The following is a 16,489-nucleotide window of genomic DNA, read 5'->3' as shown; positions in this document are numbered from 1 at the left end:
ACCTTTGGGGTGTTTCGTCAACGAAGACGAGGAGGGCTCGTCATGCGGACTGCAGAGCGGAGCCGCGGCATGCAGATTGCGATTACCGTGCTGTGGGCGTTACTGGCCGCGCTGGTCGCCGCCGTCGTCATCCGGGCAGCAGTGCAGAAATTCCTGGGGGTACCTGCAGCCCTGGAACCGTTTGAAGAATTCGGCTGGCCAACGTGGACCATCTACTTAACCGGGATTGGCGAAATCATCGGATCCATCGCCTTGCTCATCCCGCGCACCCGGCCGTTCGGCGGAATCCTGCTGATCATCATCATGATCGGTGCCGCTTTCACCAATTTCGCCAATGGACATCCGGACTATGTGCCGCTGAATGCGGCGATCATCGCCGGGTCGGGATTGTTGGTCTGGGAGGCGCGGGACCAATTGCATGTTCCGGTGCGCGGGGCGCGCGGAGACAGGCGGGCCCGGACAGAGTAGCGGCCGAAACCGGGCTCGGGCGTATTTCCCCGTTAGGCCGTGACCTGCCGCTTGGAAGAAATCACCCCGGTATTGAAACCAGCGAGGTTCAGGCCGCCGTGGAACCGTGCGTGCTCAATCTTCACGCAGCGATCCATCACCACGTTGAGACCGGAGGCCTCCGCCTTGCGGGCAACCTCTTCATGCCACGATCCGAGCTGCAGCCACAGCGTTTTCGCGCCGACGTCGAGGGTTTCCTCCAGCACGGCCGGCAGGTCGTCATGCTTGCGGAACACGTCCACCAGGTCCGGTGTTTCCGGCAGGTCCGCCAGCGACGGATACGTCCTTTGTCCGAGGATCTCGTCGACCACGGGATTGACGAAATAGAGCCGGTAGGGCGACGAGGACTGCAGGTAGGTCGCCACGAAGTACGAGGCCCGCGAGGGCTTGTTGGAGGCGCCGACGATGGCGATGGAGCCGGTGTTGCGCAGGATTCGCAAGCGGTCCGGGGCCGACGGGGCCACCCACGGGGTTGCCGGAGTTTCGGTGCTCACTGATTGGCTCCTTCAAAGTCTCGATGCGGGTCTCGGTGCGCTCGTTCCTCGCTTACTCGACCACCGGTGGGGACGGCGGCGGTCAGTGCCTGGTCGAGGTCCCAGAGGATGTCCTCCAGGTCCTCCAGACCCACCGAAATCCGCACCAGGTCCTCCGGAATTCCGGCGGCCTCGAGTTGTTCCGCGTTCAGCTGCTGGTGCGTGGTGGACCCGGGGTGGATCACCAGCGTCCGGGCGTCGCCGACATTGGCCAGGTGGCTGGCCAGTTGCAGCGATTCGATGAACTTTTGTCCGGCGTCGCGCCCGCCCTTAATACCGAAGCTGAAGACGGAACCCGGTCCCTTGGGCAGGTACTGCTGCGCCCGCTCGAAGTGCACATGCGAGGGCAGGCCGGCGTAGCTGACATACTCGATCCGGTCGTCAGCGTCGAGCCATTCCGCAACTGCCTGAGCGTTCTTCAGGTGCTCGTCCATCCGCTGCGGCAGCGTCTCCACACCCTGCAGCAACTGGAACGCGGCCTGGGCGGAGAGCGAGGGTCCGATGTCACGCAGCTGCTCGGAGCGCAGCTTGGTAAGGAAACCGTATTCGCCGAAGTTGTCCCACCAGCTGACGTTGCCGTACGAGGCAACCGGCTCGGTCATCGACGGGAAGTTGCCGTTGCCCCAGTTGAAGCGGCCGGATTCGACGACGACGCCGCCCAACGTGGTGCCGTGCCCGCCAATGAACTTGGTGGCGGAGTGGATGACGATGTCGGCGCCGTGCTCGATCGGCCGCACCAGGTAAGGCGTCGACAACGTGGCGTCGATGATCAGCGGGACCCCGGCGTCGTGCGCCACCTTGGCCAACCCGGCGATGTCCGCGACCTCGCCCGAGGGGTTGGCGATGACCTCGGCGTAGACCGCCTTGGTGTTCTCCTGGACCGCGGCGGCGTAGTCGGCCGGGTCGGTGCCCGGGACAAAGCTGGTCTCGATCCCGAAGCGGCGCAGCGTTACGTCGAGCTGGGTCACCGTGCCGCCATAGAGGGCTGAGGCCGCCACAATGTGGTCCCCGACGCCGGCCAATGCGGCAAAGGTGATGAACTCGGAGCTCATGCCCGACGCCGTCGCCACCGCCCCGATGCCGCCTTCCAGCGAGGCGATGCGCTCCTCGAACGCCGCCACAGTGGGGTTGCCGATGCGGGAATAGATGTTGCCGTACTTCTGCAGCGCGAACAGGTTGGCGGCGTCGTTGGTGTCCTTGAAGACGAACGACGTCGACTGGTAGATCGGCACGGCCCGGGAACCATGGGTGGCATCCGGGGTGCCGCCGGCGTGCAGGGCGCGGGTGCGGAATCCGAAGGAAGGTTCGGTCATGGGGAGGCTCCTACTCCATCGGTCCTGGCGGTAGCACCCGGATGTCCTTGCGGACCGGGTTGCTGCGGCGTCGCGGAGCCAGATCTCTCAGCCGCTCGGGATGGTCAAGTTTCAGTCTGGCAGGCCGGCGCCGGTGATTCCAAACAATGTTGCGCCCGGTTGCGCGCGAGCTACCGTTCGGCTAGTACTTGTTGGATGTCGCCGATGCAGGGTTCGTTTTGCAGGGACGTGGTGTCGCCGAGCTCGGTGCCTTCGTACAGCTGGGTGAGCAGCCGGCGCATGATCTTGCCGGATCTGGTCTTGGGGATGTCGGGAACGACGACGACGGCGGCCGGCTTCGCGATCGGCCCGATCTCCCTGGCCACGTGGCGCCGGAGTTCATCACCGGAGGCCAGACCGTCGCTCAACACCACGAACGCGGCGATGGCGTGGCCGGTCTTCGGGTCGGCAATCGGGGCGACGCCGGCCTCGACCACGGACGGGTGGGACACCAGGGCGGACTCGATCTCGATCGTGGACAGTCGGTGCCCGGACACGTTGATCACGTCGTCGGTGCGGCCCAGGATCCAGGTATCGCCGTCGTCGTCATACTTCGCGCCATCTCCGGCCAGGAACCAGCCCCGCAGGGCGTACTTGCGCCAGTACGAATCCAGGTACCGCTGCGGGGCGTCCCAGACGGTGCGGGCCATCGCCGGCCCGGTCTTGTCCACGACGATGAAGCCCTGCTCGTTGGCAGCCACCTCGGCGCCGTCGTCGTCGACGATTCTAGTGCTGACGCCGGGCAGCGCCCGGCTGGCGCATCCCGGTTTGAACCCGGAATCCGTGGGGCGCGGGGAGAGGATGGTGGCGCCGGTTTCGGACTGCCACCAGGTGTCGACGACGGGCAGCTCGCCATGGCCGAACTGGTCCCGGAACCAGTGCCACGCAGCCGGGTTGATCGCCTCGCCGACGGTGCCGAGCACACGCAGCGACGAGAGGTTGTAGTGCTCCGGCACGCCGTCCGGGAACCAGCCCATCAGCGACCGGACCAGAGTTGGCGCGGTGTAGTAGCTGGTGACGCCGTAGCGTTCGATGATCTCCAGATGCCGGCCGGCGTGCGGAGTGTCAGGCGTACCCTCGAAAATCACCTGCGTGACGCCGTTGGCCAGCGGCCCGTAGATCTCGTAGGTGTGGGCGGTGACCCAGGCGAGGTCCGCGGTGCACCAGTGCACGTCGGCACTGCGCCGCTCCGGATCCGGGTGGCTGAACAACAGTTCGTGGCTGTAGGCCGCCTGGGTGAGGTAGCCGCCGGAGGTGTGCACCAAGCCCTTCGGCCTGCCGGTGGTTCCGGAAGTGTACATGATGAACAGAGGCGTCTCGGCGTCGAAGGCCTTAGGCACGTGGTGCTCGGAGGCAGGGTCGACGACGTCGTGCCACCAGACATCGCGGCCGCGGGTCCACGGGACGGACAGTTCCTGGTTGGAGCGTTTGCCCTTGCCCGAGCTGCGGGATCCGCTTTTGGAGGTGCGGCGGATGACCAGCACGTGCTCGATGTTGTTGTCTCCGGCGACGGCGGCGTCAGCGTTCTCCTTGACCGCAACAGCCTTGCCGCGGCGGAACTGGCCGTCGGTGGTGACGAGCAGTTTAGCCCCGGTGTCCTCGACGCGGAACCGCAGCGCCTCGGCAGAGAAGCCGCCGAACACCAGGGAGTGTATGGCGCCGATCCGGGCGCAGGCGAGCGTGACGACGATGGTTTCGACCAGCACGGGCAGGTAGATGACCACGCGGTCGCCCTTGCCCACGCCGAGTTTCGTCAGCGCGTTGGCCGCCTTGGAAACTTCCTTCTGCAGCTGGGCGTAGGTGACGGTGCGGCGGTCTCCGGGTTCGCCTTCGAAATGCAGTGCCACCTTGTTGCCGCGGCCGGCCTCCACGTGGCGGTCCACGCAGTTATAGGCAACGTTGAGTGTGCCGCCGGCGAACCACTCAATCGCGGGCACGCTGAGAGCCAGGTCGTCGCCTTCGGCGGCCAGCGCGTCGTCGTAGTCGAGACCGCTCAGCGGTGCGGCCGGTTCGAAGGTGTGGGCGGTGTGCCAGGGCGCGGCCCAGTCGAGTTTGTTGGCTGCTTCTTCCCAGAATGCAATGCGTGCGGTTTCGGAAGCGGACGCGTCACGGGAGCCTCCACCTGTCGAAGGGTGTCGGCCGGAGGCGAGGTCGAGAGTCATATCAATCTCCATCGGTCCTGGCGGTAGCACTGTCCTGATGCTGTCTCTGTCGCCGGGGCGACACGTGTCGAAGATCAAGGGGTTGCTGCGGCGTCGTCGATCCAGGTCTCTTAGCCGCTCGGGATGGGCAACTTCCAACTAAACGCGATACAGCCCGTCGGTTTCAAGCCGGGGAGTCATAATATGAAATCAAGTTGATAGGATAGTCGGGTGCAAACTCTTCTTTACCTCTAATCGGACTCCGGACGGCCCGCCTCAGCCACTGAGCTTGCGGGCGTTTTGACATGGCCGGTGCACGGCCGCGTGTCCGTTGATTTAACACACCTCCCCTGGCGAGGGGACGCGTGTGTCTGGAGTTAGAGGAAAAATGAAGAGCACTCTTATACTGCCCGCTCGTGCGCGGGCGCAACTGATGACATCCGGCCTCTGCGTTAACCGCGGTGGCCGACGCGTCCTCTCACAGGTTGAAATGACCGTATCGCCCGGTTCCCGGTGGGGCGTGGTCGGGGAGAACGGCCGGGGAAAATCGACACTGATACAGGTCCTTGCGGGCACATTGACACCCGATGAGGGCCGGGTGCAGCGGATTGGCACTGTCGGCGTGGCTGACCAGGAGATGGCATCGCACGGCAACAGGACGATTGGCCAATTCATCGATGAACAGATTGCCGACGCACGTGCGGCACTGGCTGCACTCGACGAAGGTGCGGCTGCCCTGGCCGAGGGCAGTCCGGGTGCCGAGCACGAATACACTGCCGCGCTGGAAGCGGCCGAGGCGCTCGACGCCTGGGACGCCGACCGCCGCATCGATCTCGCGCTGGACCGTCTGGATGCGGTGGCGGACCGGAGCCGGTTGCTGGCCGAACTGTCGGTCGGCCAGCGGTACCGGGTGCGTCTGGCATGCCTGCTCGGCGCGGAAGTCGACTTCCTGCTGCTGGACGAACCGACCAATCACTTGGATGCGGCAGGACTCGACTTCCTGACGGCAAAACTCCGCGAACATGCCGGAGGTGTCGTCGTCGTCAGCCATGATCGGGCCCTGCTGTCCGACGTCGTGACGACAATACTCGACCTTGACCAGAGCCGCGACGGGCTGCCGCGGGTGTACGGAGACGGATTCGACGGCTACCGCCAGGGGCGCGAGGCCGAACTGCAACGTTGGGAATCGGAGTACGAACGGCAACAGTCGGATCATGCTCGGCTTACCCATGATCTGGCCGAAGCCCGGAACCGGCTCAGCTCCGGGTGGCGTCCGGATAAGGGCACGGGCAAGCACCAACGGCAGAGCAGGGCTCCGGGCATTGTTCGTTCGGTGAACCGCCGCCGTGACGAGTTGCAGCAGCACGCCATCACGGCTCCGGTGCCGCCGCTGCGGTTCCGGATGCCGGAACTGCCTGCCCATCCAGGCGTCGCCTTGGTCACCGCAGACGGCGTACGGGTCGCGGACAGGCTGCATGACGCCGTCGACGTCGGCCTGGCGTCAGGTTCGCGGCTGGTGGTGACCGGGCCGAACGGTTCGGGCAAGACAACGTTGCTCTCCGTGCTGTCCGGTCGGCTCGAACCTACGAACGGCACCGTGCGGCAAGCCCGCAACGCCCGCGTGGGACTGCTGCCCCAGGAATCGGTCGGCTTTGCGCGGGGAGGGCCGGAGGACGTGTTTGGAAGCCACATGGGCAGACTGGTCAGCTCTGGAACGTTGAAGGAGGACGAAGCGATACCCCTGTCACAGTTGGGACTGCTGTCGGCGGCGGATCTCGACAAGCCGGCCCGGGAATTGTCCATGGGACAACAGCGCCGTCTGGACCTTGCTATGGTGCTCGCCTCCCGACCGCACGTCTTGCTGCTCGACGAGCCGACAAACCACCTCTCGATTGCTCTCGTGGACGAGCTGACCGACGCCTTCGGTGCCACCGAAGCTTGTGTGGTGCTGGCCTCCCACGATCGCCAGCTACTGCGGGACACGGAGGATTGGCCGCGGCTTCAACTCAGTTCAGTGCCTGCACCCCGTTCACCTGCCTGAGGGGGCCCGGCGGCAGCACTGTTCCCCATTTGGCGTGCGTTTCGTAGGGTAGGGGCAAGGAGGCGAACAGCCATGCCGACACCTCAACACCGCCGAACCCCACGACTTGCCCGTGCCATCGCTATGGCCGGGTCGCTGCTGGCGACCGCCGCGACACTGACTGCCGCCGCGCCGGCAACGGCGGCGGACCACAGCAAAGCCGACGGGGACCGAACCCACCATCGCAAGGAATTGGCCGGATTCGGAGACTGGACGTCCAACGGAGGCGGACCGGACAACCGGTTCTGGAACCGAGCCGAGTTCCACATCACGGTCGACACGGTTGATCAACTCTCCCCCGCATATCACGTCACCACCCCTCTGAAGCCTGTCGGTGAACCGATCGTCGCGGGAGGTCGCGTCTACCAGCTGCACGAGAGCGGCGTCGCCGCCTATGACACCGACGACGGCGACGTGCTGTGGAAGATCCGGCTGGACTCAACGCCGACGGATATCGCCTTCTCGCAGGGCATGGTCTATTTATCCACCGGCAGCCTCGGCGAAACCTCCACCCTGTACGCCATCGAGGCCGACGGGGACCGTCAATGGTCGAATAGCGCCCGTGATATCCACTTTGATCAGCTGCTCGCCGCTAACGGTCGGGTCGCGGTATCCGGCTCTGCACGTGGCGGCGGCCCGCACCGCGTGGAAGTTTTTCGATCGGATGGCTCGCTGGCGTGGACCCGCGACGACGCCGAAATTGCGCCCAAGTCCCCGATGGTCGATCCATCTGGCAGAATCTACTTGCGCCCGTGGAACAAGTGGTCGCCGAAGCACGAGACAGTGGCCGTATCGCTGCAGACGGGGCTGAACCAGGGGCACATCGACCGCCCGCTCCAGCCGCGGACAACCCTACCCTTTACCGGCCACGTGCTGGCCATGGAGGACATTGGGGTCATCCACCATCGGGCTATGTCGATCGATACGACCACCGGCAATATCTTCTGGGAAAAGGAGACACCGTGGTTCGCAAGCGAAGCCACGGCAGCAGTCAATGACTCACACATCTACCTGGCCGAAACCAACGATGATCTGAACGTGTCGGCCCTGCGTTCCTGGGAGCAGGATTCCGGTCGGTTGTCATGGCGGACGAGGCTACCCGAGGGGGCCGACATGGGTGATCCGGTGGTCGCCGGCGGGCTCGTCTACCTCAGAGTCAGCGAAGGCGGCTCCGAATCCCATCTCTATGCGTATCGCACCAGCGATGGACACAAGGTCTGGAGCCATCCGGTCGATCCACGCTCTTGGATGCAGCATCCGGTGATTTCCCACGGCACTCTGTACATGCGCACCGCGGACGGTTTCGCCGCGCTGCGACCGGAGTGATGCTCGCAGGGCAAGCCTGAGGCAATGTTGACGCCGCCGCCTCCTACCAGTGGAGATTCGCCTGAAACTGCCTTGCGGGGATGCTACCGGCGTAGTGGGTCATAAGCTATACGCCCGGCGCCGGCGGTACCTTTCCTGGGTTTGTCGAGGCTACTTGGATTTGTTGCCGACGCCGACGGCGGCCAGCAGGGAATCGCGCACGCGCGCCAGCGAGGTGGAGTTGATATCGCGGGGGCGCAGGGGGAGAGCATCGAGCACCTGGACGATGCTGGAGCCGATGCTCGGTCCGCCGCCGTCCTTGGACGTGCCGCTGCCGCTGTCCTGCGTGTCGTGTTTCAGGATCCGGCCCTGGACGACGTCGGCGTCGTCGGTGACGGCCTCACCATCGTCGGTGTTGGTCTTCGAGGAGCCGAGGACAATGATCCGGTCGGCCAGCTGCAGGGCTTCGTCGACGGCGTCGGTGACCATCAGCACCGTGGTGCGAGCCACCCGGTGGATATCGAGCAGCAGTTCCTGCGTCTTTGCGCGGGTCCTGGCATCGAGGGTGCTGAACGGTTCGTCGAGCAGCAGCACGCCGGGGTTGCGGGCCAGCGCCTTCGCCAGTGCGACGCGCTCGGCCAGTCCGGCGGGCAGGTCGCTCGGCCAGAGCTTGGCGAACTGCTCCAGGCCCAGCAGGTTCAACAATTCGGCGACCTTGGCCTTGCCATGCTTGGCGCTGGTACCGATCGGCAGGCCCATCGCCACGTTGGCCTGGATGGTGTGTTCGGTGGACAGCTGGCTCGGTCCGGAAGTCACGGCGCACCGATTGTCCACTGCGGCCACCGGGGTGTCGCCGATGGTGATGGTTCCGCCGCCGCTGGTGTCCAGGCCTCCCGTGGCCCGCAGCAGCGTCGATTTGCCGCACCCGGCAGGTCCGACGATGGCGACGAACTCACCGGCGTTGACATCCAGATTGATGTCCCGCAGTATCGCCTGCCGGTCAGCGCCGGTCCCGGAGCTGCGGTGTAGCGCGTTGAATGAGACGGGCAGGGCAGGATGGAAGTGTGGTGCGACCTTGTTGGACATGGTGCTCCCTGATTGGTCTCAGCATCGGTTGGGTCTCGCCCGTCACTGACGACAGGATACTGCCACCAACTAAACTGGATGCAGCGACAGGCCGACAAATCCGGTTTGTAACATATCGACGCGATGCCGGCAGCGGAGCCGGTGTCGGCAGCACAGAAAGGCGCCACATGGCCCATGTAAACGACCCGGACACCGTCAAACGGCTGCTGACCACCCAGGGCCGGTGGGCCGTCGTCGGGCTCTCCACCAATACCGCCCGCCCGGCGTATGGGGTCGGGCAGTTCATCCAGCAGCGGCTGGGGATGGAGATTATCCCGGTCAATCTCAAGGGCGAAGGCGTGCACGGTGCCACCGGCTGCCGGAAACTGGCCGACATTGACGGGCAGATCGACGTGGTGGACTGTTTCGTCAATTCGCAGCGTGTCGGCGCGGTGGTGGACCAGGCGATCGAAGCGGGGGCGAAGGCTGTGTGGCTGCAACTCGGGGTGATCGATGAGGACGCTGCGGCGCGGGCAGCAGCAGCCGGGCTCGACGTCGTGATGGACACCTGTCCGGCAATCGAGGCGCCGCGGCTGGGACTGTGAGCCGGTCGCCGTCGGCTGTCGTGGGCGAGCCCGCCGGTGAAACGGCCGGCGGGGCAGGCTCTCGCCACTATGCTGTAGAACATGCAGGCAGCAGAACTGAAAAGCGCATGCCTGGCTCTGCCGGGCACATTCGAAGATTTCCCGTTTGGGCCCGAGGCGTCGGTGTTCAAGGTGCGCGGCCCCGGGGGAAAGGCCAAGATGTTCGCGCTGGCCGATCTGGACTCCGCAGAGTTGAGCGTCAGCCTCAAGTGCGAGCCGGCGCTGGCCGAACAGTTGCGCGCCGCACACACCGAAATCACCGGCGCGTATCACATGAACAAGACGCACTGGAATGGCGTGCGCTGCGACGGTGCCCTGCCGGCAGATATGATCCGGGACATGATTGAAGACTCGTACGACCTCGTGGTGGAGTCCCTTCCGCGCAAAGACCGTGAAGCGCTCAAGTGGAGCGGACTGGCGGCCGGAGGATCATGCTGACTCCCGAGCTGCTGGACATTCTGTGGGACTTCTCCGACCCGGCGGACTCTGAGGAGCGGTTGCGGCAGGCGCTGCTCGGCGGGCAGTACGACGACGTCGAGCAGGCCGAGCTGGCCACGCAGGTCGCCCGAGCGATGGCGCTGCAGGAGAGGTTCGAGGAAGCCAAGGAGGCGCTGGCCGAAGTTTCCGAGTCCCATGCCAGCCAGCATCCGGCGGTGTGGGCGCGGGTGCTGCTGGAACGTGGCCGCATCCTGACCTCGACCGGGCACAAGGCGCTGGCGATCTCGGTGCTCGAACGCGCCGCGAATCAGGCCGCCGAGCACGGGTTGCTGTTCCTGGGGGTGGATTCCCTCTACATGTTGGCTGTCGCCGACACCGGGCATACCGAGGCGTGGACCCTGAAGGCGCTGGAAATGGCCGAGCAGGCCGAAGACCCGCGGACGGCGCAATGGGCGATCACGCTGCACAACTTCCTGGGGTGGCACTTCGACGAAGCCGGCGACCATTGGGGCGCGCTGCACCACTTCCGGCTGGCCAAGATCTCGGCCGACGAGTGCGGCACCGACGCGCAGCGGCACGTCACGCAGTGGACAGTGGCACGGTCGCTGCGCACCATCGGACGGTACGAGGACGCCCTTCAGATCCAGGAAGAGCTCGAAGCCAACGACCCCGAAGACCCGCAGGTGACCGAAGAGCTGATGGAGCTGAGATGGGCCATCACCGACCGGAAGCGGGACGCGTAGCGTCGACGCTAGCCGAAGTAGGCGGGCAGCGTCCCCTCATGGGCCTCCCGCAGTGAGGCCAGCGGCAACGTGAAGTGCCCCTGCACGTCCAGGGCGGGTTCCGGCTGGGTCTCCGCGCGCTCGCTGGCGCTCGCTTGGTCGACCACCGGTGATCGACCAAGGCGCTCCGCGCCGCGTGGAGATCCCGGAGGGTTGTCGACGACGCCGATGCGCAGGTGGGCGAAACCGCGGGCCGTGCACATGTCGGTGAACCGCACTTCCTCCGTGCGGGCCACCGAGACGACGGCGCGGCCCTGGGTCTCGCTGAACAGGGCGGTGAACGCGTCGATGCCGTCGCGCTCGCAGAGTTCATCGATCCCGACCCGGGCGCCGACGCCAAACCTCAGCGCCATCTCGGACAAGGTCGCTGCCAGTCCACCTTCGGAGACGTCGTGTGCGGCGTCGATCATCCCGTCCCTCGAAGCATTAATCAGGATCTCGCCCAGCTGCTTTTCGATGGACAGGTCGACGGCGGGTGGCTGGCCGCCCAGGTGTCCGCGCAGGTTGGCCCATTCGGAGCCGTCCAGCTCGTCGGCGGTGGTGCCGAGCAGGTAAAGGGCCTGCCCGTCGTCGCGCCATCCCGAGGGGGTGCGGCGACCGACGTCGTCGAACAATCCCAGCACGCCCACCACGGGAGTCGGGGGGATAGCCACACCGGAGGTCTGGTTGTAGAGGGAAACGTTGCCGCCGGTGACCGGGACGCCGAGTTCCTGGCACGCGTCCGCCAGCCCGCGGATGGATTCGGCGAACTGCCACATGATTTCCGGGTCCTCGGGGGAGCCGAAGTTCAGGCAGTCGGTCACGGCCATCGGCTTCGCTCCGGAGGTGGCTACGTTCCGGTAGGCCTCGGCCAGCGCCAGCCGGGCGCCGTCGTAGGGATTCAGGTAGCTGTAGCGGCCGTTGGCATCGGTGGACACCGCGATGCCGAGGCCGCTCTCTTCGTCGACGCGGATGACGCCGGCGTCATCAGGCATCGCCAACGCGGTGTTGCCCTGCACGTAGCGGTCGTACTGATTGGTCACCCAGTCCTTGGAGCACATATTGGGCGAAGACATCAGCTCCAGCACCGCGGCCGCGAGTTCGGGTCCGGACTGGGGGCGCTCCTGGTGCTGCTTGCTCGCGCGGAAGGAAGACTTCTGCAGCTCGTCCAGCCAGTCGGGGCGGTGATAGGGGCGGTCGTATACCGGCCCTTCGTGGGCGACGGTCTTCGGGTCGACGTTGACGATCTCCTCGCCGTCCCATTCGATGACCAGCCGTTCGGTGTCGGTGACCTCGCCGAGCCAGGAGTATTCGACGTTCCACTTGTCCATGATGGCTTCGAAGGCCGCCGCGTTTTCCGGGGTCACCACCGCCATCATGCGTTCCTGGGACTCGGACATCAGGATCTCGCCCGGGGTCAGGGTGGGATCGCGCAGCAGCACGTTGGTCAGCTCCACATGCATGCCGCCGTCGCCGTTGGATGCCAGCTCGGAGGTGGCGCAGGAGATGCCTGCGGCCCCGAGGTCCTGGATGCCTTCCACCACGGAGGCGGCGAACAACTCCAGGCAGCACTCGATCAGCACCTTCTCGGCAAACGGGTCGCCGACCTGGACGGCCGGGCGCTTGGAGGGTTTCGAAGAGTCGAAGGACTCGGATGCCAGCACCGAGGCGCCGCCGATGCCGTCGCCGCCGGTCCGGGCGCCGAAGAGCACCACCTTGTTGCCCACGCCCGAGGCGTTGGCCAGCCGGATGTCCTCATGGCGCATTACGCCCACGGCCAGCGCATTGACCAGCGGATTACCCTGGTAGGCCGGATCGAAGACCACTTCGCCGCCGACATTGGGCAGCCCGAGCGAGTTGCCGTAGCTGCCGATGCCGGAGACGATCCCGTGCACCAGCCGCTGGCTGTCCGGATGGTCGATGCCGCCGAAGCGCAGCGCATCCATCACCGCGACCGGGCGGGCACCCATCGAAATGATGTCACGGACAATGCCGCCGACGCCGGTTGCCGCACCTTGGAACGGCTCGACCATGGAGGGGGAGTTGTGCGACTCGATCTTGAAGGTCACCGACCAGCCTTCGCCAATGTCGACGACACCGGCATTCTCGCCGATGCCGACCAGCAGGTGCTGCTTCATCGCCTCGGAGACCTTGTCCCCGAACTGGCGCAGATGGACCTTTGAGGACTTGTAGGAGCAGTGCTCGGACCACATCACCGAGTACATCGCCAGCTCGGCAGCGGTGGGGCGGCGGCCAAGGATCGTCTGGATGTCCTCGAACTCGTTTTCCCTCAGCCCCAGATCGGCCCACGGCAGCTCCGAATCAGGAGTGCGCGACGCGTGCTCGACGGTGTCCAGGTTGAACTCTTCAGTCATGCTTCCCTTACGCAACCAGCAGTGTATTAAGGACGGAGGTGAACAGCGACAGGCCGTCGGTGCCCGAGGCCAGCGGGGTGTCGCCGAAGCGGCGGTCAGCGCCGGATGAGTCAGGTCCGAAGCCGGGCTCAACGGCATGTTCGGGGTGGGGCATGAGGCCGACGACGTTGCCCGCCGCGTTGGAGATGCCCGCGATGGACCGGCGGGATCCGTTGGGGTTTGACTCCGCGTAGCGGAACACTACGCGGCCGTCGCCCTCCAACTGGTCCAGAGTGTGCTCGTCGGCGATGAACTGCCCGTCCTGGTTCTTCAGCGGAATCACAATCTGCTCCCCTGCCGTGAACTGGTTTGTCCATGACGTCGAGGCATTCTCCACGGTGAGTTTCTGGTCCCGGCACATGAAATGCAGGTTCTCGTTCTTGACCATGGAGCCGGGAAGCAGGTGCGCCTCGGTGAGCACCTGGAATCCGTTGCAGATGCCCAGCACCGGCAGCGGCGAGCCGGGAGCCTCGGCCGCCGCGGTGACCTTGCCCATCAATGGGGCGAAACGGGAGATGGCACCGGCGCGCAGGTAGTCGCCGTAGGAGAAGCCGCCCGGCAGCACCACGGCATCGACATCCTGGAGCGAGCCGTCACCGTGCCACAGGTTGACCGGCGTGGCTCCCGCGAGGCGGACGGCGCGGGCGGCATCGCGGTCGTCCAAGGTGCCGGGGAACGTGACAACGCCGATGCGCGCACCGGCGGCATCGCCCTCAAGCGGAGCCATCGTCGATGACCTCCACGCGGGTGACGTCCTCAATCACCGGGTTGGACAGCAGGGTGGTGGCGGCCGTTCGGGCCTGCTCCAGCACCTCGTCGGTGATGTCGCCGTCGACCGCAAGCTCAAATCGTTTGCCTTGCCGCACTTCGCTGAAGCCGTTGAGACCTATCCGGGGCAATGCCCCGGCGATCGCCTTGCCCTGGGGATCCAGGATCTCAGGCTTGGGCATGACGTCGACAACGATTCGGGGCATATGCCTCACTCCTGCGGGGTAAATGTCATCGGGGCCGGCGCATGCCGAGCCCCTGGTGCGCCACCAGTCTACCGGCCACGCGGAGCCGGGGCTGAATCGTGACAGCGGGAGAGCGGCGGGTATGGCTACATCACACCACCGGCGCCGAGAATTGGTTCCATGGCGTTCCACCGGGAAATCTCGCAACCGTCCGTGCGGGCAAACTCGGCCTGCACAGGCCGTCCGTTGACGGTGCCCTTGACGGTTGCTGTCTGAGGGCCGCCGTACTGCTGGGTGCACTGCATCGTGGGGTCGGGCTTGGTGAAGAACAGCGCACGAGCCGACTTTTCAACCAGGGCGCAGGCAGCCTCCGGCTTGGGTACGTTGGAGGCCTCGCTCGGAGTGGTTCCGTCGCACTGCAGGAGGTACTTCTGTGGCTCCGCTCCGGGTTCCGGGGTGACCGTGATGCGCAGTTCGACGTTGTAATGGCCCTCGTCCGGTGCAGGTCCGGTGCTGTCACTGCTGCCCGGCGTTGCCGATGCTGAGGTCTCAGGCGGCGCCGACGCAGAGGTTCCAGGCGGTGTCGGGGCTGTGCTGTCGGGTGGTGTCGCCGTCGGGCTCTTGGTCCCTGGTTCCGTGCTGCCTGAGTCCGCGCAGGCGGTCAACAGCAACAGCGACGCGCATGCAGGCAACAGGAAGCGGGCAAACGCATCACTTGTCCGTCTCATCTGCTGCCTTCCGTCCGGCCCCACTGTCGAGCCTAGCCAGAAAGGGTCAGATCATCGACCACTTTGCATAACGATGCGCGCAAGATTTGGGCCTCTGCGGCGAATTCACGCTGGCCCTTGGCGTACTGTGCCTTGCCGTCCGGGGTCTCGATCCGGATCGGTTCGTACCCCCAGTCGGACAGGTCGTAGGGGGATGCCTGCATGTCCATCCGGCGGATCCGCCACGACAGTTCGAAGCAGTCCATCAGCAGCTCGCTGGGTATTGCCGGGGACAGCTTGTACGCCCATTTGTACAGGTCCATATTGGCGTGCAGGCAGCCGGGCTGTTCCAGGTCGCGCTGGGTTTGACGGGTCGGTTGCAGCTCATTGCGGGGTGCGGCCTCGTCAGTGAAAAACCGGAAGGCGTCGATGTGCGAGCACTTGATCCTGCTCTGCTCGACCACGTGGTCGGTGCCGCTGCTGCCCAGCCGGAGCGGCAGATACTCATGGCGCACGTCGTCGGGCTCCACCCGGTAGACCATTGCCCATTCATGCAACCCGAAGCATCCGAAATGCGGGCTGCGGTCCTTGGTCCGTCCCAGGATGATCCGACTGAAATCGACGGCCGACGCCCGCTCGGCGGCGAACTTTGGCAGATCCAGGGCCACCGCCGTCGTGCCTACCTCCAATCCCAGGCCGGCCACTTCGCCGGCATCGAGTTGGCGGTGGAACTTCCACGATGCGCGTTCGGCGGCGGCTTCGCCGGTCAGCACGACGCCGGGCCCCGGGTGCCAGCGGCGCAGCTGGCCCGGTTTGTGGCTGTAGTACGTGAAGAGGAAGTCTTCCACCGGGTGCTTCTGTCCGGCCGAGCGGCGCCGCAGGTACGGTTCGGTGAACGGCTCAACCCGGCGCCGGTGGTCCTCTTCGCGTTGGCGCCACTGTGCTTCGGACAGGATCGTCACTGATGGTGCCGGGTCCGTTCGTGCCGGGTCCATCACTCGGAGGTTGCGGAGTCGTCTGCCGCGGCGTCGTTTGCTCCGGCGTCGCCTTCTGCGGGACGGTGGGCGGCGGCAATGAGGCGCTGCATCATCGTGTTCAGCCGCACCGCGTCCTCCATCTCCAGCCCCAGCCGTTCAGCCATGATCGAAGGAACCTGCCTTGCTTCCTCGCGCAGTTCCTTGCCCTTGTCCGTCAGCTCGATGTTCATGGAGCGTTGGTTGCCCGGCTGCCGGTGCCGGGTGACCAGCTCCGCGGCTTCCAGGCGTTTGAGCAGCGGGGAGATGGTGGCATTTTCCAGCATGACGGCGGCACTGATGTCCTTGACCGAACGCGGGCTGCGTTCCCATAGCGCCAGCATCACCAGATACTGCGGGTGGGTAATGCCCATCGGGGCCAGCACCGGACGATAGGCAGCGATGACCGAGCGTGAGGCGGCGCTGAGGGCAAAACAGAGCTGTCGCTCGAGCAACAGGTCATCGTCGGCGGGAGCTGTTTCCTGCTCAGCTGCCGGGACGGAATCGGTGGAGGACATAAGGCAATTCTGGTTGCGGGCGGGGTGTGCACACAATTAGTTAGTGCACTAATTGTTA

16 protein-coding genes and 1 riboswitch are annotated in these 16,489 nt (G+C 65.6%); of the genes, 6 read left to right on the top strand and 10 right to left on the bottom strand.

The annotated features are described in order from the left end of the window. Nucleotides 1–42 precede the first annotated feature (42 nt). Nucleotides 43–468 (top strand): DoxX family protein, encoded by a 426-nt coding sequence (locus H535_RS27750; RefSeq protein WP_162144879.1) that lies wholly within the window; start codon nt 43–45, stop codon nt 466–468. 32 nt (nt 469–500) lie between these two features. Here the strand turns inward: H535_RS27750 and H535_RS0109910 are convergent, their stop codons facing one another. From H535_RS0109910 to acs, 3 genes are all read right to left on the bottom strand, one after another. Next, a complete protein-coding gene (locus tag H535_RS0109910; RefSeq protein ID WP_051298958.1) occupies nt 501–1,001 on the bottom strand; it encodes a CoA-binding protein in 501 nt (166 codons plus the stop codon). Then, entirely contained in the window at nt 998–2,353 is a 1,356-nt protein-coding gene (locus tag H535_RS24630) for an O-acetylhomoserine aminocarboxypropyltransferase/cysteine synthase family protein (protein ID WP_081416573.1), read from the bottom strand. The genes H535_RS0109910 and H535_RS24630 overlap by 4 nt, the downstream gene beginning before the upstream one ends. Nucleotides 2,354–2,365: 12 nt before the next feature. Then, nucleotides 2,366–2,460, bottom strand: a riboswitch (SAM riboswitch). Between the two features lie 63 nt (nt 2,461–2,523). Continuing rightward, nucleotides 2,524–4,554 carry an acetate--CoA ligase gene (gene acs / locus H535_RS0109900; RefSeq protein WP_026819422.1) on the bottom strand — a complete coding sequence of 677 codons (2,031 nt, stop codon included), beginning with the start codon at nt 4,552–4,554 and terminating at the stop codon, nt 2,524–2,526. A 367-nt stretch (nt 4,555–4,921) separates the two neighbouring features. On the opposite strand from acs, the gene H535_RS0109895 reads away from it, so the two are divergent. After that, nucleotides 4,922–6,574, top strand: a complete 1,653-nt coding sequence (locus tag H535_RS0109895) for an ABC-F family ATP-binding cassette domain-containing protein (RefSeq protein WP_026819421.1) — start codon at nt 4,922–4,924, stop codon at nt 6,572–6,574. Nucleotides 6,575–6,646: 72 nt separating this feature from the next. Further along, complete coding sequence (locus tag H535_RS0109890; protein WP_081416572.1) at nt 6,647–7,939, top strand: outer membrane protein assembly factor BamB family protein; 1,293 nt, start codon at nt 6,647–6,649, stop codon at nt 7,937–7,939. 150 nt (nt 7,940–8,089) lie between these two features. Here H535_RS0109890 and H535_RS0109885 read toward each other — a convergent pair whose 3' ends face one another. Then, nucleotides 8,090–9,004, bottom strand: coding sequence for an ABC transporter ATP-binding protein (locus H535_RS0109885; RefSeq protein ID WP_026819419.1), 915 nt, complete (start codon nt 9,002–9,004; stop codon nt 8,090–8,092). A 167-nt stretch (nt 9,005–9,171) separates the two neighbouring features. Between H535_RS0109885 and H535_RS0109880 the strand changes: the two genes are divergently transcribed. From H535_RS0109880 to H535_RS24625, 3 genes are all read left to right on the top strand, one after another. After that, entirely contained in the window at nt 9,172–9,588 is a 417-nt protein-coding gene (locus tag H535_RS0109880; protein ID WP_026819418.1) for a CoA-binding protein, read from the top strand. An 81-nt stretch (nt 9,589–9,669) separates the two neighbouring features. Beyond that, a complete protein-coding gene (locus H535_RS0109875; RefSeq protein ID WP_026819417.1) occupies nt 9,670–10,065 on the top strand; it encodes an MmcQ/YjbR family DNA-binding protein in 396 nt (131 codons plus the stop codon). Then, the gene (locus tag H535_RS24625) at nt 10,059–10,808 is read left to right on the top strand and encodes a tetratricopeptide repeat protein (protein WP_051298956.1); all 750 of its coding nucleotides are present in this window, start codon (nt 10,059–10,061) and stop codon (nt 10,806–10,808) included. Before H535_RS0109875 ends, H535_RS24625 begins: the two co-directional genes overlap by 7 nt. A gap of 8 nt (nt 10,809–10,816) precedes the next feature. Here H535_RS24625 and purL read toward each other — a convergent pair whose 3' ends face one another. The 6 genes from purL to H535_RS24615 all read right to left on the bottom strand — a co-directional run bounded on the left by purL (nt 10,817) and on the right by H535_RS24615 (nt 16,431). Continuing rightward, entirely contained in the window at nt 10,817–13,201 is a 2,385-nt protein-coding gene (gene purL, locus H535_RS24620; RefSeq protein ID WP_035769032.1) for a phosphoribosylformylglycinamidine synthase subunit PurL, read from the bottom strand. A gap of 7 nt (nt 13,202–13,208) precedes the next feature. Beyond that, entirely contained in the window at nt 13,209–13,967 is a 759-nt protein-coding gene (gene purQ, locus H535_RS0109860) for a phosphoribosylformylglycinamidine synthase subunit PurQ (protein ID WP_026819416.1), read from the bottom strand. Next, on the bottom strand, nt 13,954–14,214 hold the full coding sequence (purS, locus tag H535_RS0109855; RefSeq protein WP_026819415.1) for a phosphoribosylformylglycinamidine synthase subunit PurS: 261 nt from the start codon (nt 14,212–14,214) through the stop codon (nt 13,954–13,956). The genes purQ and purS overlap by 14 nt, the downstream gene beginning before the upstream one ends. A 125-nt stretch (nt 14,215–14,339) precedes the next feature. Continuing rightward, nucleotides 14,340–14,921 (bottom strand): hypothetical protein, encoded by a 582-nt coding sequence (locus H535_RS0109850; RefSeq protein ID WP_051298954.1) that lies wholly within the window; start codon nt 14,919–14,921, stop codon nt 14,340–14,342. 32 nt (nt 14,922–14,953) lie between these two features. After that, nucleotides 14,954–15,895 (bottom strand): hypothetical protein, encoded by a 942-nt coding sequence (locus H535_RS0109845; RefSeq protein WP_035769030.1) that lies wholly within the window; start codon nt 15,893–15,895, stop codon nt 14,954–14,956. Continuing rightward, nucleotides 15,895–16,431 (bottom strand): MarR family winged helix-turn-helix transcriptional regulator, encoded by a 537-nt coding sequence (locus H535_RS24615; RefSeq protein ID WP_051298952.1) that lies wholly within the window; start codon nt 16,429–16,431, stop codon nt 15,895–15,897. The genes H535_RS0109845 and H535_RS24615 overlap by 1 nt, the downstream gene beginning before the upstream one ends. Nucleotides 16,432–16,489 lie beyond the last annotated feature (58 nt).

This window comes from Arthrobacter castelli DSM 16402, assembly GCF_000430705.1.
In the GTDB taxonomy this organism is placed as follows: Bacteria; Actinomycetota; Actinomycetes; order Actinomycetales; family Micrococcaceae; genus Arthrobacter_C; species Arthrobacter_C castelli.
This window is presented reverse-complemented; position numbering and strand designations above follow the sequence as displayed.